The organism is Pseudomonas sp. NyZ201 (assembly GCF_049860765.1).
Classification (GTDB): Bacteria; Pseudomonadota; Gammaproteobacteria; order Pseudomonadales; family Pseudomonadaceae; genus Aquipseudomonas; species Aquipseudomonas bharatica.
The window spans coordinates 1,741,410-1,761,817 of sequence record NZ_CP187557.1 but is presented as its reverse complement, the minus strand read 5'-3'; the positions used below and the strand labels follow the sequence as shown (position 1 = coordinate 1,761,817).

17 protein-coding genes and 5 tRNA genes are annotated in these 20,408 nt (G+C 62.7%); 5 read left to right on the top strand and 17 right to left on the bottom strand.

Annotation, left to right across the window (positions count from 1 at the left end; translation table 11 throughout):
- The first annotated feature begins 10 nt into the window (after nucleotides 1-10).
- Nucleotides 11-2,929 (top strand): EAL domain-containing protein, encoded by a 2,919-nt coding sequence (locus ACPFMA_RS08190; RefSeq protein WP_425929943.1) that lies wholly within the window; start codon nucleotides 11-13, stop codon nucleotides 2,927-2,929.
- A 126-nt stretch (nucleotides 2,930-3,055) separates the two neighbouring features.
- On the opposite strand, the gene ACPFMA_RS08185 is transcribed toward ACPFMA_RS08190, so the two are convergent.
- The 11 genes from ACPFMA_RS08185 to gltX all read right to left on the bottom strand — a co-directional run bounded on the left by ACPFMA_RS08185 (nucleotide 3,056) and on the right by gltX (nucleotide 9,715).
- Complete coding sequence (locus ACPFMA_RS08185; protein ID WP_009403086.1) at nucleotides 3,056-3,499, bottom strand: Hsp20 family protein; 444 nt, start codon at nucleotides 3,497-3,499, stop codon at nucleotides 3,056-3,058.
- A gap of 115 nt (nucleotides 3,500-3,614) precedes the next feature.
- Nucleotides 3,615-4,577 (bottom strand): tRNA dihydrouridine synthase, encoded by a 963-nt coding sequence (locus ACPFMA_RS08180; protein ID WP_420057515.1) that lies wholly within the window; start codon nucleotides 4,575-4,577, stop codon nucleotides 3,615-3,617.
- Between the two features lie 408 nt (nucleotides 4,578-4,985).
- Complete coding sequence (locus tag ACPFMA_RS08175; RefSeq protein ID WP_425929942.1) at nucleotides 4,986-5,417, bottom strand: GNAT family N-acetyltransferase; 432 nt, start codon at nucleotides 5,415-5,417, stop codon at nucleotides 4,986-4,988.
- A complete protein-coding gene (locus ACPFMA_RS08170; RefSeq protein ID WP_009403083.1) occupies nucleotides 5,414-5,854 on the bottom strand; it encodes an acyl-CoA thioesterase in 441 nt (146 codons plus the stop codon). The genes ACPFMA_RS08175 and ACPFMA_RS08170 overlap by 4 nt, the downstream gene beginning before the upstream one ends.
- 44 nt (nucleotides 5,855-5,898) lie before the next feature.
- Nucleotides 5,899-6,732, bottom strand: a complete 834-nt coding sequence (locus ACPFMA_RS08165) for an alpha/beta fold hydrolase (protein WP_420057514.1) — start codon at nucleotides 6,730-6,732, stop codon at nucleotides 5,899-5,901.
- A 22-nt stretch (nucleotides 6,733-6,754) separates the two neighbouring features.
- Entirely contained in the window at nucleotides 6,755-7,294 is a 540-nt protein-coding gene (locus ACPFMA_RS08160; protein WP_009403081.1) for a TetR/AcrR family transcriptional regulator, read from the bottom strand.
- Nucleotides 7,295-7,462: 168 nt separating this feature from the next.
- A tRNA-Glu gene (locus tag ACPFMA_RS08155) sits at nucleotides 7,463-7,538 on the bottom strand.
- A gap of 44 nt (nucleotides 7,539-7,582) precedes the next feature.
- Nucleotides 7,583-7,658 (bottom strand) — tRNA-Ala (locus ACPFMA_RS08150).
- Between the two features lie 53 nt (nucleotides 7,659-7,711).
- Nucleotides 7,712-7,787 (bottom strand) — tRNA-Glu (locus ACPFMA_RS08145).
- 72 nt (nucleotides 7,788-7,859) lie between these two features.
- Nucleotides 7,860-7,935: transfer RNA gene (locus ACPFMA_RS08140), tRNA-Ala, on the bottom strand.
- Nucleotides 7,936-8,233: 298 nt separating this feature from the next.
- Nucleotides 8,234-9,715, bottom strand: coding sequence for a glutamate--tRNA ligase (gene gltX, locus ACPFMA_RS08135; protein WP_064304863.1), 1,482 nt, complete (start codon nucleotides 9,713-9,715; stop codon nucleotides 8,234-8,236).
- Between the two features lie 143 nt (nucleotides 9,716-9,858).
- Here gltX and ACPFMA_RS08130 point away from each other — a divergent pair, with 143 nt between their 5' ends.
- Nucleotides 9,859-10,899 (top strand): HlyD family secretion protein, encoded by a 1,041-nt coding sequence (locus ACPFMA_RS08130; protein ID WP_064304864.1) that lies wholly within the window; start codon nucleotides 9,859-9,861, stop codon nucleotides 10,897-10,899.
- A gap of 49 nt (nucleotides 10,900-10,948) precedes the next feature.
- Entirely contained in the window at nucleotides 10,949-12,439 is a 1,491-nt protein-coding gene (locus tag ACPFMA_RS08125; RefSeq protein WP_425930581.1) for an MDR family MFS transporter, read from the top strand.
- A gap of 114 nt (nucleotides 12,440-12,553) precedes the next feature.
- Here the strand turns inward: ACPFMA_RS08125 and uvrB are convergent, their stop codons facing one another.
- Entirely contained in the window at nucleotides 12,554-14,569 is a 2,016-nt protein-coding gene (uvrB, locus tag ACPFMA_RS08120) for an excinuclease ABC subunit UvrB (RefSeq protein WP_064304866.1), read from the bottom strand.
- Between the two features lie 285 nt (nucleotides 14,570-14,854).
- On the opposite strand from uvrB, the gene ACPFMA_RS08115 reads away from it, so the two are divergent.
- Both ACPFMA_RS08115 and ACPFMA_RS08110 read left to right on the top strand, forming a co-directional pair.
- Nucleotides 14,855-16,051, top strand: a complete 1,197-nt coding sequence (locus tag ACPFMA_RS08115) for an amino acid aminotransferase (protein ID WP_425929941.1) — start codon at nucleotides 14,855-14,857, stop codon at nucleotides 16,049-16,051.
- A gap of 61 nt (nucleotides 16,052-16,112) precedes the next feature.
- Nucleotides 16,113-16,188 (top strand) — tRNA-Asn (locus tag ACPFMA_RS08110).
- A gap of 72 nt (nucleotides 16,189-16,260) precedes the next feature.
- Here the strand turns inward: ACPFMA_RS08110 and ACPFMA_RS08105 are convergent.
- From ACPFMA_RS08105 to ACPFMA_RS08085, 5 genes are all read right to left on the bottom strand, one after another.
- Nucleotides 16,261-16,821, bottom strand: coding sequence for a DUF1285 domain-containing protein (locus tag ACPFMA_RS08105; protein ID WP_420057513.1), 561 nt, complete (start codon nucleotides 16,819-16,821; stop codon nucleotides 16,261-16,263).
- A gap of 11 nt (nucleotides 16,822-16,832) precedes the next feature.
- Nucleotides 16,833-17,435: a DUF4823 domain-containing protein gene (locus ACPFMA_RS08100; protein WP_064304868.1), complete on the bottom strand. Its 603-nt coding sequence runs from the start codon at nucleotides 17,433-17,435 to the stop codon at nucleotides 16,833-16,835.
- An 84-nt stretch (nucleotides 17,436-17,519) separates the two neighbouring features.
- Nucleotides 17,520-18,488: a GTP 3',8-cyclase MoaA gene (locus tag ACPFMA_RS08095; RefSeq protein ID WP_009406814.1), complete on the bottom strand. Its 969-nt coding sequence runs from the start codon at nucleotides 18,486-18,488 to the stop codon at nucleotides 17,520-17,522.
- Nucleotides 18,489-18,616: 128 nt separating this feature from the next.
- Complete coding sequence (locus tag ACPFMA_RS08090; protein WP_009406816.1) at nucleotides 18,617-19,255, bottom strand: TetR/AcrR family transcriptional regulator; 639 nt, start codon at nucleotides 19,253-19,255, stop codon at nucleotides 18,617-18,619.
- A 334-nt stretch (nucleotides 19,256-19,589) separates the two neighbouring features.
- Entirely contained in the window at nucleotides 19,590-20,378 is a 789-nt protein-coding gene (locus ACPFMA_RS08085; RefSeq protein WP_064304870.1) for a TatD family hydrolase, read from the bottom strand.
- Nucleotides 20,379-20,408 lie beyond the last annotated feature (30 nt).

Sequence of the window (20,408 nt, the reverse complement as noted above, 5' to 3'; positions counted from 1 at the left end):
CTGGTAATCGATGCCCACTACACCTCGTCTTCCCCGCCTTCCGCGTATCCTCGCCGCCGATCCCCAGGAGTCGGAACAGACCTGGGAAAACGCCCCGCAACTGCTGGCGGCGCTTAACGGCGCCCGTCTCGGCGCCTGGTTCTGGGACGTCGAGACCGGGCGCATCAGCTGGTCCCGCGGTACCCAGGCGCTGTTCGGCTACGACCCGCGCCAGCCGCTGCCCAAGGACCTCGACTACCTGGACCTGCTGCCGCCGGAAGATCGCGAACGCACCGTGCAGGCCTTCTATGCGGTGGTGGCCGGCGAACCGCAGGAGCAGGCGATGCGCCACCGCATCCGCTGGCCCGACGGCACCCTGCACTGGCTGGAAATCAGCGGCAGCCTGACCCACGACAAGGACGGCCGGCCGCAGATGGTCGGGGTGATCCGCGAGATTACCGCCCAGCGCGAGCGCGAAGCGGCGCTCAAGGACAGCCAGGAGCGCCTCGACCTGGCCCTGGATTCGGCACAACTGGGCACCTGGGACTGGCATATTCCCAGCGGCATGCTCTACGGCTCGGCCCGCGCCGCTCAGTTGCACGGCCTTGACCCGGTGCCCTTCCATGAATCCTTCGAGGCATTCTTCGAGGGGGTTCCGGAAGACGAGCGCGCCAGCATGCGCCAGGCCTACCGCAGCCTGCGCGAGGGCCCGGCGGGCAATTACCAGATCACCTACCGGATCCAGCTGGAGAACGGCAACTCGCGCTACCTGGAAAGCCGCGCCCGGCTGTATCGCGACGAGCAGGGCAACCCGCTGCGCATGGCCGGAACCCTGCTCGATATCACCGACCAGGTGGAACGCGAACAGCGCCTGATGGCCTCCGAAGAGAAATTTGCCAGCCTGTTCCAGGTCAGTCCCGACCCGATCTGCGTCACCCGCCAGGACAACGGCCAGTTCATCGAGATCAATCCGGCCTTTACCCAGACCTTCGGCTGGAGCGCCGAACAGGTACTGGGCCATAGCGCCGAGGAAATCGGCCTGTGGTCGGAGTCCTCGGAACGGGCCAAGCGTATCGAACAGGTCATTCGCGACCAGGCCCTGAACAATGTGGCCGTGGTGGTCAACCACAAGAATGGCCACGCCCTGACCTGCGTGATTTCCAGCCGCCTGATCAAGGTCGACAACCAGACCTGCAGCGTCACCACCCTGCGCGATATCACCCAGCAGCAGCGCGCCGAGGCGGCGCTCAAGGCCAGCGAGGAAAAATTCGCCAAGGCCTTCCACTCCAGCCCCGACGCCATCAGCATCAGCGAACTGCAGACCGGGCGCTACCTGGAGGTCAACGACGGATTCTGCCGCCTGACCGGCTACAGTGCCGGCGAGGTGCTCGGGCGCACCGCCAGCCAGATCGGTTTCTGGGCCGACGACAAGCAGCACGACATGCTGGTGACCGAGCTGCAACAGCGCGAGCGTGTGCATCACCGGGAAATGCTCGGGCGCAGCAAGAGCGGCGAGCTGCTGACGCTGGAGGTTTCGGTGGAGCCGATTACCCTCAACGAGACCGCCTGTCTGCTGCTGACCGCCCGGGATGTCAGCCAGTTGAAGAACGCCCAGGCGCAGATTCGCCACCTGGCCTACCACGATCCGCTGACCAACCTGCCCAACCGCGCCCTGCTGATGGATCGCCTGAGCCAGCAGATCGCCCTGCTCAAGCGCCACAACCTGCGCGGCGCCCTGCTGTTCCTGGATCTTGACCACTTCAAGCACATCAACGACTCGCTGGGGCATCCGGTGGGCGATACGGTGCTGAAAATCATCACCGCACGCCTGGAAGCCAGCGTGCGCCTGGAAGACACCGTGGCGCGCCTGGGCGGCGACGAGTTCGTGGTGCTGCTCAGCGGCCTGCAGGGCAGCCGCGAGGAAGTGACTGCGCAGGTCCAGGAACTGGCCGATACCCTGCGCCAGTTGCTCGCCGAGCCCATGTCCCTGGACGGCCAGCGCCTGCAGGTGACCCCGAGCATCGGCGTGGCATTGATTCCCGACCACGGCTCCACCCCGGCCGACCTGCTCAAGCGCGCCGACATTGCCCTGTACCGGGCCAAGGATTCAGGCCGCAACACCACCCAGCTGTTCCACACCACCATGCAAAAGGCTGCAAGCGAGCGCCTGCGCATGGAAAGCGACCTGCGCCTGGCTTTGACCCGCGGCGAACTGGCCCTGCACTTCCAGCCCCAGGTGGACGCCCGCGACAACCGCATCGTCGGCGCCGAGGTGCTGCTGCGCTGGCACCACCCGCTGCTTGGCCAGCAGCCGCCGGCGCAGTTCATCCAGGTGCTGGAGGAAAGCGGGCTGATCCTCGAGGTAGGCAACTGGATTCTCGATGAGGCCTGCGATGCCTGCTCGCATATGCTCCAGGACCGATTGATCGATGCCGAGGATTTCAGCCTGTGCGTGAACATCAGCCCCCGTCAGTTCCGCCAGAACGACTTCGTCCAGCGCGTGCGGCGCAGCCTGGATGACTATCGCCTGCCCTACCGCATGCTCAAGCTGGAGATTACCGAAGGGATCGTGATCCAGAACCTCGAGGACACCATCAGCAAGATGCGCGAACTGAAGGCCCTGGGGGTGGGATTCGCCATGGATGACTTCGGCACCGGCTATTCATCGCTGACCTACCTCAAGCGCTTGCCGGTGGATACCCTGAAGATCGACCAGTCGTTCGTCCGCGATGCACCGCTGGATTCCAACGATGCGGAGATCGTCCGGGCGATTGTGGCGATGGCGCGCAGCCTGGATCTGACGGTGATTGCGGAAGGCGTGGAGCTTTCCGAGCAGCTGGAATTCCTGGAAAGGCAGGGGTGCTTCCTGTACCAGGGGTACCTGCACAGCCGGCCGCTGCCGCTGGGGGATTTCCGGGCGATACTGCTGGAGACTCCCGCTGACTATTAGGGCCTCATCGCGGGTGAACCCGCTCCCACAGAGTCCGTGTGGGAGCGGGTTCACCCGCGATGAGGCCCGAAAGAGCAACAAAAAGGGCGCCTGCATGAGGCGCCCTTCTCTTCACCTACCCCGCACTCAATTCAGCGCAGGCTGCTCCCCGTTGATCGGGATGCGCTTGGCCTTCGCTTCTTCCGGGACCACGCGCAGCAGATCGACGCTGAGCAGGCCGTTGGCCAGGGCCGCCGATTTGACCTCGATATGGTCGGCGAGGCGGAAGGACAGCTTGAAGGCACGCTGGGCAATACCCTGGTGCAGGTAGGTGACGCTTGCATCGCTGTTGTCGCGTTTGCCGCCAGAGACGGTCAGCACGCCTTTTTCCACTTGCAGATCGAGGTCTGCCTCCTGGAAGCCGGCGGCGGCAACAACGATCCGATAGTGGTCATCGCCATGTTTTTCAACGTTGTAGGGTGGGTAGCTGCTACCCGACTCGTTACGCGCCGCGGATTCGAACAGGTCATTGAAACGGTCGAAACCAACGGAATGGCGGAACAGTGGAGCAAGAGAGAAAGCGGTAGTCATGGTTACATCTCCTAAACATCAGCGAGTTGGATTTTTTACGCGACCCGACTTCGGCATCGCGTACTCCCTAGATGTGGACCACCGCAACGATTTCAAGCAACACCGATAAAATTTTCTATGCAGCGGCGACGAGCGGCTCGACGCCCAGCAACTGGCCGATCCGCTCGCAATCGGTTTCCCGGCGAAGCTCGGTAAACAGCACGTTGGCCTGCGGGTAGCTGCGGGTCAGCATCGCCACCCACTGCTTCAGCCGGCCCGGCGCCGAACGCGGCGTCAGCTCGACCCGGACCCGGCGCCAGAAGTCCTGGATCAGCGGCATCAGCTCGGCCCAGTCCATCGGCACGACGTCGACGCCATCGCGCACCGCGGCGATCTGCCGAGCCAGGTCCGGACGGGAAACCAGGCCACGCCCGAGCATGATGTCCTTCACCCCGCTGACCTCGCGGCAGCGCTGCCAGTCATCGAGGGTCCAGACCTCGCCGTTGGCGAAGACCGGCACCTTGACCACGTCCTGCACCTTGGCCACCCATTCCCAATGGGCGGGCGGCTTGTAGCCCTCGACCTTGGTCCGCGCATGCACCACAAGATGGGCCGAACCGCCTTCGGCCAGGGCCCGGCCACAATCAAGCGCGCCATCCGGGGTTTCGAAGCCCAGGCGCATTTTCGAGGTCACCGGGATATGGGCCGGCACGGCCTTGCGCACTTCGCTGACGATGCGGAACAGCAGCTCGGGCTCCTTCAGCAGCACCGCGCCCCCACGGGACTTGTTCACGGTCTTGGCCGGGCAGCCGAAATTCAGGTCGATCACCGGTGCGCCCAATTCGCAGGCCAGGGCGGCGTTGTCGGCCAGGCAGACCGGGTCGGAGCCCAGCAACTGCACGCGCATCGGCACACCGGCAGGCGTGCGCGACCCCTGGGCCAGCTCCGAGGCCATCTTGTGGAACGTAGCCTCGGGCAGCACCCGGTCGCAGACCCGGATGAACTCGGTCACGCACCAGTCGATACCGCCGACGCGGGTCAGCACGTCGCGCATGATGTCATCGACCAGCCCCTCCATCGGGGCCAGGGCAATTTGCATGGGGGAAGCCTCGGAAAAAAGTGCGTGCATGGTAAACGGGGATGTTTCTTACGGCCATATCGGAAGGAACTGGCGTGACGGGCGCGCAAACTTTCTTGAAAGTATCGCGGACCTTGTGGGAGCGGGTTCACCCGCGATTACGTCGGTGGATTCACTACCGTAATCGCGGGTGAACCCGCTCCCACAGGGTCCGCGTATGTCAAATCCAAAGGAGATCGATCACATGTCCACGTTCCTTGCCCACAGCCACCACCCGCGCACCAACGGCCGAGGAACAGGACATGCAGATCAGAAAACACAACTACGACCTTCTCAACTTCGAACCTGACCCGCCTCCCGGACCGGGATTTCGCTTGCCGGAGCCGCCTCGGAAAAGGCGGTCCTTCATTCAGAAAGTCCGGGAAATGCTCAAACCAGGACCTTCTCCATGAACACCCGGTTGAAGCCATGCTCGGTGCCGCGATGGGTTTCGCGGTAGCCGAGGCGCTGGTAGAGCGCCACATTGCCGGTCATGGCGGCGTTGGTGTACAGGCGAATCAGGGAGAATCCGGCTTCGCGGGCACGGGCTTCGGCGAAGTCGACCAGTTGCCGGCCAAGGCCCCGCCCCTGGCACGCCGGGTCCACGGCCACGTTGGACAGCAGCATCGCCGCCGGCTCGGGGCACAGCACCAGCACCGCGCAGTCTTCCAGCAGCCAGACCTGCCCCCGCCGAATCAGATCGCCATAATCATCATCCAACGGCCCCGGACGCACGCCGATGCGCTCGACATACGGCAGGTAGGCCGCCTCGACGACCCGCCGGACAGCGACCTCGTCGCTATCGAGGGCCTGCCGTATCACGCCTGCTTTTCCAGCAAGGCCTGCCCATAACCTTCGAGGAATTCCTGCGGCATGCGCTTGGGCTTGCCTGTGGACAACTCGATACAGACGAAGGTGGTCCGGGCGCGCAGCAAGGTAATGCCGTCGCGCGGGCGGACCAGCTGGAAATGCCGGGTCATCTTCAGGCGCTGGTCCCAGTCGATGATCCAGGTTGCCAGTTGCAGTTCGTCGTCTTCGTAGGCACTGGCGAGGTAGTCGATTTCGTGACGGACCACGGCCATGGCGCGGTCCAGGCGACGATATTCGGCCAGGTCCAGCCCCAGGCGCTGGGAGTGGCGCCAGGCGCAGCGCTCCAGCCAGGTGACATACACCGCGTTATTGGCGTGCCCCAATCCATCGATATCCTCGGCACCGACTCGCAGGTCGATGACGAATGGCGTTGCCAGATCCCAGCTCATGCCCGCTCCCGTTTGTAATGAACGGGCATGAGTGTAACGGATGATCAGGCCGATTGGCGCAATGGCATTGCTGTGCGCTGCAGCAGGTCGAGGACCCCGGCGACCACCTGTGGATCGGCGAGAACCCGTTGATGGCCGCCCTCCTCCAGCATCAGCAGACGGCTGTCGAACCAGGCGTCGTGGATGCGTTGCGCCTCGCCTGCAGGCACTAAAGCATCATCCTTGGCATGCACGATCAGCCCCGGCTGATCCAGTTGATAGCCACTGACATCCAGGCGCTCGATGGCGACGCCAACATCCCGCTCGACCTTGCGGATGAAGGCCGAACGCGCCTTCGGCGGCAGGTTCAGGCGGCGGGCGAAACCACGCACCACGCCGAGCAACCGCGAAGGTGCGGCGATACTGACCACGGCTTCGGCACGCAGCCCCCATTGCAGGGCAAGCAATACACTGGCGCCGCCCATGGAATGGCCGATCACCGCCTTCAAGGGCGGCAACTCCGCCGCGGCCTCCAGCACGGCCCGCGCGAACAGCCCGACATGGGCAACATCACCGGGCGAGCGACCGTGAGCCGGCCCATCCAGTGCGACTGCCGTGTAACCGGCCTCCACCAGCGCCTCGATCAAGCGAGCGAACTGGGTCGGGCGCCCTTCCCAACCGTGCATCAGCAGGACCGTGGGCCCTTGCCCCCAGCGCAGGGCGGAAAGGCCAAAGCGCAGGGTGATGCGCTCGGCCCGGGCCAGCACCGGCAGTTCCCAGTCACGGGGCGGCCTGGTGTACGGGGTCATGAAGGCACGGTGCATCTTGCTGGCTATATGTCCGGGGACCAGTCGCCCCAGGGTGCCGTTGACGCCGCGAATCCAGCTCAGGGTATTCATCGCTTCGCTCCAGTGGGGTAGTTCAGATCACCGCCGATTTGGCGGCGCGCAAAATACGATCGGACAGTTCATCGGTGCCCAGGGCCCGGGCCAATGCCAGGCCGCCGACCATCAGGGCGAGGTCGGCAAGGAATTTGTCGGCATCTTCGGGGGTGTCCACCAACTGGGCGGTCATCAGCTCGATATGCTCGGCCAGCACCTGGCGGAAATCCTCGGGCAACCGGGTCATCTCGCTCAGGGAGGTGGGCAACGGGCAGGCATCGACCTTGGAGTCACGGTGCTTGCGCGACAGGTAGAACGCAGCGACCAGGGCACGGCGAGCCTGGCCATCCAGCGCCGGATCGACCTGGGACAGCAAGGCACGGCGTTCACCGAGCAACTGGCTGAAGGCCTCCAGCATCAAGGCCTCCTTGCTGTCGAAGTGGGCGTAGAAGCCACCGACGGTCAGGCCGGCAGCGCTCATCACCTGGTTAACGCTGGCATCGGCGGGGCCCTGCTGGATCAATGCGCTGCGGGCAGCGTCGAGGATACGTTCACGGGTCTTGGCTTTCTTGTCGCTCATGATCGGCACCAGAAAATATTATGGGCCTAATATTATGCTCATAATATTTTCTGGCAAGGTTTTTCTCAGGCCGCTTGTCGCGTCCTGATAAAAAACTTTTTCGAGGGAAAAAACAAAAGGCTCATTCAATAATCGAATGAGCCTTGAAATTCCGCAGAGCGGATAAAATGGCGTCCCCTAGGGGACTCGAACCCCTGTTACCGCCGTGAAAGGGCGGTGTCCTAGGCCACTAGACGAAGGGGACTTGTAACCTTCGTGCAGATCCGTTTTCACGAATCCTGGCGGAATTGGTGGAGCTAAGCGGGATCGAACCGCTGACCTCCTGCATGCCATGCAGGCGCTCTCCCAGCTGAGCTATAGCCCCGGATTTCTAGCCTCTCGGCCCAGCGACCTCTTTCGATGTCGCTTGTGCAAAACTGGCGTCCCCTAGGGGACTCGAACCCCTGTTACCGCCGTGAAAGGGCGGTGTCCTAGGCCACTAGACGAAGGGGACGAACCTTCTTACCTTCAAGACCCGGTTGCTGGACCCGGTCTTGCTTGCCAGCCTCGGCTGCCAAGCGGAATTTGGTGGAGCTAAGCGGGATCGAACCGCTGACCTCCTGCATGCCATGCAGGCGCTCTCCCAGCTGAGCTATAGCCCCACAATGTCGCTTTGAACTTGATTCGCTTGGCTGGGTGCTTCGCGTTTCGTTTTCGTTCATCGCTGTGGACGGGGCGCATATTAAGAGCGGATGACAGAGCTGTCAAACTTATTTTCAACAAAATTCAAAAATTTTTTCCCAGATAACAACCACTTACCTGCCTTGGGCGAGAAAAGCCCCGTGTTTGCTGGGTATCGCCGCCTTCGGCAGCGGTCGAAACGACCGTGGGGCGAGCCCCCTGCCCTGGCCAAAAGCCCACGGCAGAGGGCTCGCCCCACGAAAGAACGAGCGAATGCGATCAGGCGATGGTGCCCAACAGTTTCTCCCATTCCTTGTTTTCTTTCTTCGAAACACCGCCCAGCAGATCGAGCGCCTGACGCAAGCGATAGCGGGTCAGGTCCGGGCCGAGGATCTCCATGGCATCGAGTACCGAGACCGAACTGGCCTGGCCGCTGATCGCAGCGAACATCAACGGCATGGCATCGCGCAGCTTCAGCTCCAGCGCCTCGACCACTGCCTGGATGCAGGCGGTAATGCGGTCCTTTTCCCACTGCCGCAGGCTTTCCAGTTTCCACAGGATCAACTGGATCACCTGGCGTACCTGGTCCGGGGACAGTTTCTTGTGCTCGAACAGCTTCGCATCCAGCTTCAGCGCACCTTCGAAGAAGAAGCCGCCCAGCGGCGCAATCTGGCTGAAGGTCTCGACCCGGCCCTGCACGTGCGGCGCGATTTTCATCATGTAGTCGCTGTTGAACGCCCACTTCTGCACCCGTGCGGCGAACTCTTCCACCGGCAGGTCACGCAGCCACTGGCCGTTGAGCCAGGACAGCTTCTCGATATCGAAGATCGGACCGCCCAGCGAAACACGGGACAGGTCGAAGTGCTCGACCATTTCGGCCAGGGAGAACTTCTCGCGCTCGTCCGGCATCGACCAGCCCATGCGGCCCAGGTAGTTGAGCATGGCTTCCGGCATGAAGCCCATGCGCTCGTAGAAGGTCACCGAGGTCGGGTTCTTGCGCTTGGACAGCTTGCTCTTGTCGGGATTGCGCAGCAGCGGCATGTAGCACAGCTTGGGTTGTTCCCAGCCGAAATACTCGTACAGCTTGATCAGCTTCGGCGCCGATGGCAGCCACTCTTCACCACGCAGCACGTGGGTAATGCCCATCAGGTGGTCGTCGACCACGTTGGCCAGGAAGTAGGTTGGCAGGCCGTCGGTCTTCATCAGCACCTGCATGTCCATGCGGTCCCACGGGATCTCGACATCGCCACGCAGCATGTCCGGGACCACGCAGACGCCTTCGCTCGGCACCTTCATGCGGATCACGTGCGGCTCGCCCGCGGCCAGGCGGCGCTGCACCTCCTCGGGCGACAGCAGCAGGGCGCGACCGTCATAGCGCGGTGTTTCACCGCGGGCCATCTGCTCGGCGCGCATCTGGTCCAGCTCTTCGGCCGTGCAGAAGCACGGGAAGGCGTGCCCCATATCGACCAGCTGCTGGGCGTACTGCTTATAGATTTCACCCCGCTCGCTCTGCCGGTACGGGCCATGCGGGCCGCCGACATCCGGGCCTTCGGCCCATTCGATACCGAGCCAGCGCAGGGCATCGAAGATCTGTTGTTCGGATTCGCGGGTCGAACGCAACTGGTCGGTATCTTCGATACGCAGGATGAACTCGCCGCCGTGCTGCTTGGCAAAGCAGTAGTTGAACAGGGCGATGTAGGCGGTGCCGACATGGGGATCGCCGGTAGGCGAAGGCGCGATGCGCGTGCGAACGGTGGTCATGAGAGTCTCGAACAGGAGGTGAAACAAAGCCGGAATGTTAACAGGGAGCAGGCGCCGGGCTCCAGTAATGGGCGTGATCGTCACTTGCACCGCTGGATCCGATCTTTGTTAAATTTGCTTACATTCTTGGAACGATCGTCCTCATGCCTGCCCAACTCAAGCGTCGCCTGCTGATTTTTCTTTTTCTGGTCCTGTTGGTCGCCCTCGCCTTCTTCGCCCATTGGTATCTGAAGGGGCGCTTTTACGAAAGCACCGACAATGCCTATGTCCAGGGCGAAATCACCCGTGTCTCCAGTCAGTTGAGCGCGCGGATCGATAGCGTGCTGGTGCAGGACAACCAGCATGTGAAAAAAGGCGACCTGCTGATCCGCCTGGAAGCCGATGACTTCCGCTTCGCTGTCGAACGCGCCCGCGCCACCCTCGACACGCGCCAGGCCGAGCGCCTGCAGGCCGAGAGCCGGTTGACCCAGCAATCCAGCCTGATCGCCGCTGGCCAGGCCCAGGTTTCCGCCAGCCAGGCTACCCTCGGCCGCACGCAACTGGACCTGAACCGCGCCCAGGCGCTGCGCAAGCCGGGCTTCGTTTCCGAGGAGCGGGTCACCACCCTGTCTGCGGAAAGCAATGTCGCCCGCTCCCAGGTCAGCAAGGCCCAGGCCGACCTGCAGGGCCAACGCCAGCAGGTCAGCGCCCTGGAAGCCGAACTCAAGCGTCTCGATGCGCAGATCGCCACGGCCCGCACCGACCTGGCCCAGGCCGAACTGAACCTGGCCCGCAGCGAAATCCATGCGCCGATCAGCGGCATGATCGGCCAGCGCGCCGCCCGCGACGGCCAGTACGTACAGAACGGCGCGTACCTGCTATCCATCGTCCCCGACGAGGACATCTGGGTGCAGGCCAACTTCAAGGAAACCCAGATCGGCAGGATGCAACCCGGCCAGCGTGCCGAACTGGTGTTCGACAGCTACCCCGACACCCCGATCGAAGGCCGCGTCGATAGCCTGTTCGCCGCTTCGGGCGCCCAGTTCAGCCTGTTGCCACCCGACAACGCCACAGGCAACTTCACCAAGGTCGTACAGCGTATTCCGGTGAAACTCACCTTCGCCGCCGATAATCCGCTGCATGGCCGGATCCGCCCGGGCATGTCGGTCACCGCCACCGTCGACCTGCACGACGATGGCCGGTGACCAACTGATCCGTCCCGTCGGCGAACCCAGCCGGCGCGACTGGATCGCGGTGATGAGCGCGATGCTCGGCGCCTTCATGGCCGTGCTCGACATCCAGATCACCAACGCCTCGCTGAAGGACATCCAGGGCGCGCTGTCGGCGACCCTGGAGGAAGGCTCGTGGATTTCCACCTCCTACCTGGTAGCCGAGATCATCATGATCCCGCTCACCGCCTGGCTGGTGCAGTTGCTCTCGGCGCGGCGCCTGGCGCTATGGGTGTCCCTGGGCTTCCTGGTGTCTTCGCTGCTCTGCTCGATGGCCTGGAACCTGGAAAGCATGATCCTGTTCCGCGCCCTGCAGGGCTTCACCGGTGGCGCGCTGATTCCCCTGGCGTTCACCCTGACCCTGATCAAGCTGCCGGAACACCACCGCGCCAAGGGTATGGCGATGTTCGCCATGACGGCCACCTTCGCCCCGTCCATCGGCCCGGCCCTGGGTGGATGGCTGACGGAAAACTGGGGCTGGGAGTACATCTTCTACATCAACATCCCACCGGGATTGTTGATGATCGCCGGGCTGATGTACGGCCTGGAGAAAAAGCAAGCCCACTGGGAGCTGCTCAAGAGTACCGATTACGCCGGCATCGTCACCCTGGGTGTCGGCCTCGGCTGCCTGCAGGTTTTCCTGGAGGAAGGTCACCGCAAGGACTGGCTGGAATCGAGCCTCATCGTAGGGCTGGGCAGCATCGCCCTGATCAGCCTGATCACCTTTGTCATCATCCAGTTTTCAAGACCCAACCCGCTGATCAACCTGCGCATCCTCGGCAACCGCAACTTCGGCTTGTCGAGCATCGCCAGCCTGGGCATGGGCGTGGGGCTGTATGGTTCGATCTACCTGCTGCCGCTCTACCTGGCGCAGGTCCAGAACTACAACGCCTTGCAGATCGGCGAGGTGATCATGTGGATGGGCATTCCGCAGCTGTTCCTGATTCCGCTGGTGCCCCGGTTGATGAAGGTGATTCCGCCCAGGGTCCTGTGCGCATTGGGTTTCGGTCTGTTCGGGCTGGCCAGCTTCAGTTCCGGGGTGCTCAACCCGGATTTCGCCGGTGCCCAGTTCAACCACATCCAGATCATCCGCGCCCTCGGCCAGCCGATGATCATGGTCACCATCTCGTTGATCGCCACCGCCTACATCCAGCCGCAGGATGCCGGGTCGGCATCGAGCCTGTTCAACATCCTGCGCAACCTGGGCGGCGCGATCGGCATCGCCTTGCTGGCGACGCTGCTGGATGCACGGACCAAGGTGTACTTCGATTACCTGCGCGAATCGATAGTACCAACCAATCCCCAGGTGGCGGAACGGTTAGGGCAACTGGCGGAGAAACTGGGGAGCGATGGCGCTGCACTGGGGCGGTTGAGCGAGATAACCCATCAGCAGGCGCTGATCATGGCGTACAACGATGCCTTCCATTTTGTCGGGATCGGGTTGGCGATCAGCATGGTTGCGGTGTTGATGACCCGGACGTTGCCGCAAGGGATCAAGGCTGGAGAGGCTCATTGACCTCTCGGGCCTCATCGCCGGCAACGCCGGCTCCCACAGGATTTGCGAACACCGCCGGACCTTGTGGGAGCCGGCGTTGCCGGCGATGAGGCCCGAGAGAGCAACCAAGAAACATCAGGCAGTAATCAGCTTCTCACGCAATTTGGCGATATCGTCGCGCATCTGCGCCGCCGCTTCGAACTCCAGATCCCGCGCCAGCTGGAACATCTTCTCTTCCAGTTGCTTGATGCGCTTGGTGATCTCCGCCGGCGAACGCAGCTCGGCTTCGTACTTGGCGCTCTCCTCTGCCGCCTTGGCCATCCCTTTGCGCTTCTTGCTGCGCGAGCCCGGCACGTTGGCGCCTTCGAGGATGTCGGTGATGTCCTTGACCACGCCCTTGGGCACGATGCCGTGCGCCTGGTTGAAGGCGATCTGTTTCTCCCGGCGCCGCTCGGTTTCGTCGATTGCCCGCTGCATCGACCCGGTGATCTGGTCGGCATAGAGAATCGCCCGGCCATTGAGGTTGCGCGCGGCGCGGCCGATGGTCTGGATCAGCGAACGCTCCGAACGCAGGAAGCCCTCCTTGTCCGCATCGAGGATCGCCACCAGCGAGACCTCGGGCATGTCCAGGCCCTCGCGCAACAGGTTGATCCCCACCAGTACATCGAACGTGCCCAGGCGCAGGTCGCGGATGATCTCGACCCGCTCGACCGTGTCGATATCCGAGTGCAGGTAGCGCACCCGCACGTCGTGATCGGCGAGGTAGTCTGTCAGGTCCTCGGCCATGCGCTTGGTCAGGGTGGTAACCAGCACGCGCTCCTCCACCGCTACGCGCTTGCGGATTTCCGAAAGCAGGTCGTCGACCTGGGTCAGCGCCGGGCGGATCTCCACCTGCGGGTCGACCAGGCCGGTCGGTCGCACCACCTGCTCGACCACACGGCCGGCATGCTCGGCCTCATAAGGCCCCGGGGTCGCGGAAACGAAAATGGTCTGCGGGCTGACGCTTTCCCACTCGTCGAAGCGCATCGGCCGGTTGTCCAACGCCGACGGCAGGCGGAAGCCGTATTCCACCAGGGTTTCCTTGCGCGAACGGTCACCCTTGTACATCGCCCCGACCTGCGGAACGCTGACGTGGGACTCGTCAATCACCAGCAGCGCATCCGGCGGCAGGTAGTCGTACAAGGTGGGCGGCGGTGCCCCGGCCGGCCGGCCGGACAGGTAGCGCGAGTAGTTTTCGATACCATTGCAGTAACCCAGCTCGAGGATCATCTCCAGGTCGAAACGGGTGCGCTGCTCAAGACGCTGGGCTTCCACCAGCTTGTTGGCCTTGTGCAGGTACTCCAGACGGTCCTTGAGCTCCTCCTTGATGCCATCCACCGCGTCCAGCAGCGTCTCCCGCGGCGTGACGTAGTGACTCTTGGGGTAGAAGGTGAAGCGCGGCAGCTTGCGGATCACCTCGCCGGTCAACGGGTCGAAGGCCGAGAGGTTCTCCACTTCGTCGTCGAACAGCTCGATGCGGATGGCTTCCAGGTCCGATTCGGCGGGAAACACGTCGATCACGTCGCCACGCACGCGGAAGGTGGCACGGGCGAAGTCCATCTCGTTGCGGGTGTACTGCAGGTCGGCAAGGCGGCGCAGCAAGGCGCGCTGGTCGAGCTTGTCGCCGCGGTCGATATGCAGGACCATTTTCAGGTAGGTCTCGGGGCTGCCGAGGCCGTAGATGCAGGAAACCGTGGTGACGATGATGGCATCGCGCCGTTCAAGCAGCGCCTTGGTCGCCGACAGGCGCATCTGTTCGATATGGTCGTTGATCGAGGCATCCTTCTCGATGAAGGTATCCGACGACGGCACGTAGGCTTCCGGCTGGTAGTAGTCGTAATAGGAAACGAAGTACTCGACGGCGTTGTTGGGAAAGAACGCCTTGAACTCGCCGTACAACTGCGCGGCCAGGGTCTTGTTCGGTGCCAGGACCAGGGTCGGCCGCTGCACCTGGGCGATGACGTTGGCGATGCTGAAGGTCTTGCCCGAGCCGGTCACACCGAGCAGGGTCTGGTGCGCCAACCCGGCCTCGATGCCCTCGACCATCAGGCGGATGGCTTCCGGCTGATCGCCGGCCGGCTGGAAACGGGTGACCAGTTGAAACTCGGACATGACGGACCTCTGCGCGAATGCGGATACAGGCAACTGTATTTTTAGCCAGTAGTTATACCCAATTAATGCCGCTGTGTGCCAGTTTCAACCCTGGCCGTCCACGGTTGACCGGGGGATTCGACTAACGGTCGAAAAATATTCCTCCAAACAGCGGGAAAAGCTGCGCCCGACTGTCGCAGTGACCGAGCGGTATCACTATACTGACTCCCCGTTTGTGCACCGCTCTAGTGCATTCGGCTGGAGCGTGCAGACCCTACTCACCCTCCATTCAGAGCCAAGGTAATAATGAGCCTGTTTTCCGCTGTCGAGCTGGCACCACGCGATCCCATTCTGGGCCTCAACGAAGCATTCAACGCCGACACCCGCACCGAGAAAGTCAACCTCGGCGTAGGCGTTTACTGCAACGAAGAAGGACGCATCCCACTGCTGCGTGCGGTCATCGAAGCCGAAACCCAACGTGCCGCCCAGCACGCTTCCCGCGGCTACCTGCCGATCGACGGTATCGCCGCCTACGACCAGGCCGTGCAGAAACTGCTGTTCGGTGCCGAGTCGCCGCTGCTGGCCGAAGGCCGCGTAGTCACCGTCCAGGCCGTCGGTGGTACCGGCGCCCTGAAGATCGGGGCCGACTTCCTCAAGCAACTGTCGCCGAACGCCGTCGTCGCCATCAGCGACCCGAGCTGGGAAAATCACCGCGCCCTGTTCGAAACCGCCGGTTTCCCGGTGCAGAACTACCGCTACTACGACGCCCCGAGCAACGACGTCAACCGCGCCGGCATGCTGGAGGACCTGAACAACCTGCCAGCGGGTTCGATCATCGTCCTGCACGCCTGCTGCCATAACCCGACCGGCGTCGACCTGAGCCTGCAGGACTGGAACAACGTCCTGGAAGTGATCAAGGCCAAGGGTCACGTGCCATTCCTGGACATGGCCTACCAAGGCTTCGGCGATGGCATCGCCGAAGACGCCTTCGCGGTCCGCCTGTTCGCCGAGTCGGGCCTGGAGTTCTTCGTCTCCAGCTCGTTCTCCAAGTCGTTCTCGCTGTACGGCGAGCGTGTCGGCGCCCTGTCGATCGTCACCAGCGCCAAGGAAGAAAGTGCGCGCGTGCTGTCGCAGGTCAAGCGCGTGATCCGCACCACCTACTCCAACCCGCCAACCCACGGCGCCAGCATCGTCGCTGCCGTACTGAACAGCGCCGAGCTGCGTCAGATGTGGGAAACCGAGCTGGGCGAAATGCGCGGCCGCATCCACGGCATGCGCAAGCAGATGGTCGAGCTGCTGGCCGAATACGGTGCCAAGCGCGATTTCAGCTTCGTCGGTCGCCAGCGCGGTATGTTCTCCTACTCGGGCCTGAGCGTTGAGCAAGTGGCCCGTCTGAAGAACGACTACGGCATCTACGCCCTGGACACCGGCCGCATCTGCGTGGCCACCCTGAACCAGAGCAACATCCACGTGGTGACCAAAGCCATCGTCGAGGTGCTGTAATCGACAATTTCCCGGGGGAAGCTTGACTTCCCCTTGGGAATCAGTAAGATACGCCCCAGATTCCGCGATAGCTCAGTCGGTAGAGCAAATGACTGTTAATCATTGGGTCCCTGGTTCGAGTCCAGGTCGCGGAGCCAAATACTGAAAACCTCCAGATGCGCAAGCACTGGAGGTTTTTCATTTGTGGCAGAAAAATCCGCAACGACCGGTCACTGCCGCCCGATCGGATAGAACTCGCCGCCGCTCCATACCCCGAGCCAGGCCTCACCGTCGATCTCGCGGGACTCCGCCAGCTCCACCAGTTCATAGAACACATTGCGGTGAATCAAGGCTTCAAGGTTGGCCCGTATATGCACGTAGGGCGAAGGTTCCTGGGTCACCGGATCGATGACGAAACGCAGCGGATGATCCGGACCGGCCTCGACCTGGTCCTCCACATTGCTGGTAAAGCGCAGCACCTGCGTTTCACCGCTGCCCTGCACGTCCACGCCGACCGCCACGAACGGCGCATCATCGACCTTGATCCCGACCTTCTCCACCGGCGTGACCAGGAAGTAATCGTCACCGTCACGACGGATGATGGTGGAGAACAGCCGCACCATGGGTTTGCGGCCGATCGGCGTGCCCTGGTAGAACCAGGTGCCATCACGGGCGATACGCATGTCGATATCGCCGCAGAAGTCCGGGTTCCACAGGTGCACGGGCGGCAAGCCTTTTTCCGCCTTTGGAATCTGCGCCAGCAGGTTGCCCGCCTTGCCCGTATCCGCCATGCCCAAGCCCCTCAGTTACTCAGTCCCAGAAGAGCACGAGCGTAGTCCTCCAGAGGCTGGGCAAGCAAATCTTCCGGCTTGTTGTCATGGAATGTCAGCAATCCGCCGCGGGTGTGGATGCGCGCCGTGTCGATGAGGTAGCGGGTGCTGGTTTCGATCAGCATCAACTGGATGGTGCCGGTGTCGATACCCAGGCGGTCCACGGCTTGCTCGTCATACCATTCATCACCGTTGCCGATACGGTTGTCCGCCTTGGCGAAACGGGTATAGAGCAAGTAATGGGCGCCGACGGAGCGCGCTTCGCCCAGCGCATCTTCCAGGCCGATCGGCCCTTGTGCGCGGCGCACCAACGGGAAGTATTCGACGAAGCCCTTGAACGCCTCTTCCGCCACCACGTTGGGACGCGGATAGGCCCGGCCCGGCGGCACGAAAACGCCCTGGGCGATGAAAATGAACGAGTCGGGTTGCAGGCGCAGCGACATCGAACGCTGGGTATTGCTGTGGTCCAGCAGACCGGCATCGCTCATGTGATAGCGGGTGGCTTCACCCATGTCGCTGACATTCATGCAGCCACCCAGCGCGACGAACGCCAGCAGCAGAACCAGGCTACGCATCTTTCCTCCAGAGGCCGGCGACGGAAAACCGGCGGACAGCCCGTGGATGCAGGTTCTGTTCCAGCTTGCCGTCCCTGGAGGGGTTCAACCGCCGATGATCTTCATCACAGTGGCCCCACCGGAAAAGGCCACGCTCTGTTTGTCGCCAAGCGCCTTGACCAGCAGGCCCTGCAACGCCGGCAAAGCCTGGTGGCGAGGCCGGTCGAGCAGGTCGCCGATGTAGTGGCGGTTGCTTGACGACAGGCAACCGTGCAACCAGCCGGTGGAAGAAAGGCGAAGGCGCGAACAGGTACGGCAGAACGGCACGCTCTCGTTGGCGATCACACCGAAACAGCCCTGCCCCGGAATCCGATAGCGCAAGGCAGTGGCATCGATCGGCGCTTCGGCCTGGGCGTACTCGTAGCGCTCGCCAATCACTTGAAGCAGGGTCTCCAGGCCGACGAACTGCTGCAGGAAGGCATTGTTGTCACGTGCCAGGTGGCCCATGCGCATCAACTCGATGAAACGCAGTTCATAGCCGTGCTCCAGGCAATACTCCAGGAGCGGCAGCACCTGGTCGAGGTTCTGCCCGCGCAGCGGCACCATGTTGACCTTGATCTTCATCCCCGCTGCCGCCGCTTGCGCCATGCCATCGAGCACGCTGGGCAGGTCGCCCCCGCGGGAGATGCTACGAAATGCCTTGGCGTCGAGCGTGTCGAGGGACACGTTGAGCCGACGGATCCCCACCTCGCTCAGCAGCGGCAGCTTGCGCGCCAATAACTGGCCGTTGGTGGTCAGGCTGATGTCGTCCAGGCCGAAGCCGGCCACGGTCCTGAGGAAAGTTTCCAGCTTGGGACTGACCAGCGGTTCGCCACCGGTTACCCGCAGGCGCTCGATGCCGGCTGCTTCGATCAGCCAGGCCACGCCGCGAGCCAGGGCTTCGGCGGAAAGTTCGTCCTGGGCGGCGACCAGACGCTTGCCATCGGGCACGCAGTAGGTGCACGCGTAGTTGCAAGCGGCGGTAAGGCTGACACGCAAATTGCGAAAACGCCTGCCTTGACGGTCGACGATCATGGAGAACTCCGGGATGGAATGATTCGGGCCTGCAAAACCTGACTCAAAAATCAGGTTTTTGCAAGCGTCGCCTCCAAAGTATATTCCTGCCCCGTCATCACCGACAGCGACGGTGTCGCAGGCAGGTATCAGTTCGCCGCTGGTTCCGGGTCGCGCTTGCGCTTGTTGCCCATGCGCACGCCGATATCCATCAGGAACTGGAAGAAGCCCTCCTGGTCTTCCAGCACGTTGCTCCAGAACGGCGAGTGGTACAGCGCCACGGCGCCGTGTACCAACGCCCAGGCGGCGCAGTAGTGGAAATACGGCGGTACATCCTCGAGCTTGCCCTCACTGATCCGGCCCTTGATCAGCAGGGTCAGGCGGTCGAAGTTCGAGGCGCGGATCTTGTGCAGTTCCTCGACCATTTCCGGCACCTGGTGCCCCTTGACCACCTTTTCCTCAAGGCGGTCGAACAGGCGGTAGCGCTGAGGATCGCGCATGCGGAATTCGAAGTAGGCGCGCGACAGGGCTTCCTTGTCGCGGTCGACATCGGCGGAGTGCAGCAGTTGGTTCAAATCCCGCTCGTAGTCGAGCATCAGGCGCAGGTAGATCTCCGCCTTGGACTTGAAGTGCTTGTAGATCGTGCCTTTGCCGATACCCACAGCATCAGCGATCATCTCGACGGTGACGCTATCTTCACCCTGTTCGAGAAACAGCTTGAGTGCGGTATCGAGAATCTCTTGCTCACGGCGACGAAATTCACGGACCTTGCGAGGTTCTTTCTGCATAAGGAGGACTGGATCAAAATCGAAGCCAAGTATTATGCCTAACTTGCGGGAAAATGCACGGATCATCCAAGCATGTTCATGGCTTCGAGAACCTTTGCCAGGAGCGATGCGCTCTCAGCAGCGGCGGGCGTATTCCAAATCTGTTTAAAAAACGAGCAGCCTGGGCTGGAAGCCCATCAATCCTGATTAATACTTGAATTGTTGGCGGGGCATATCCCCCAAGTGTCTCGCCGATAAAGGTGATCAGGGAGTGTTCGCCTTTGTTTTACTCCTAATGGTCTTGACCCGGATTCCCCCCCCCAGAACCCGGGTTTTTTTTGCCCGTTCGCCGGGCTCAGGCCGCGGACACGCGCGCCAGCGGGAACAGCCGGCGGAAGTTGGCGGTGGTCTGCTCCGCCAGTTGCTCGTAGCGCTCGCCCCGCACCAGGGCAATGAACTCGGCAACGTCACGTACGTATTCCGGCAGGTTCGGCTTGCCACGATGGGGAATGGGCGCGAGGTAGGGCGAGTCGGTTTCCACCAGCAGGCGGTCGGCCGGCACCTGGCGCGCGACATCCCGCAGCGCGTCGGCATTGCGGAAGGTGACGATGCCGGACAGGGAAATGTAGTAACCAAGATCCAGCGCCGCCCGGGCCATGTCCCAATCCTCGGTGAAACAATGCAGCACACCGGCCTGGGACAGGTCGGCCTCGCGCAACAGGGCCAGGGTGTCGGCCCGTGCGGCACGGGTGTGGATGACCACCGGCTTGCCGGTGACGCCGGCAGCCTCCAGGTGCAGGCGGAACGACGCTTGTTGCAGCTGCGCCGCTTCCGGCTCGTAGTGATAGTCAAGGCCGGTCTCACCGATGGCCACCACGTTCGGATGGTTCAGCTCCTGCAGCAGCCAGTCCAGCGCCGGCTCGGCCCCCGGCGCCAGGTCCAGCGGATGGACGCCCACCGAACAGTCCACATCGGCGTAACGCTCGGCCAGGGCCTTGACCTGGGCGGCATTGTCGGCGCTGACCCCGATGCACAGGAAATGCCCGACTCCACGGGCACGCGCCGCGTCGAGCGCAGCATCCAGGGAGCCATCATGGGCAGCGAGATCAAGACGGTCTAGGTGGCAATGGGAGTCTACGAGCATGGCGAAGTCACGATTGGAAAAGGAAATTGA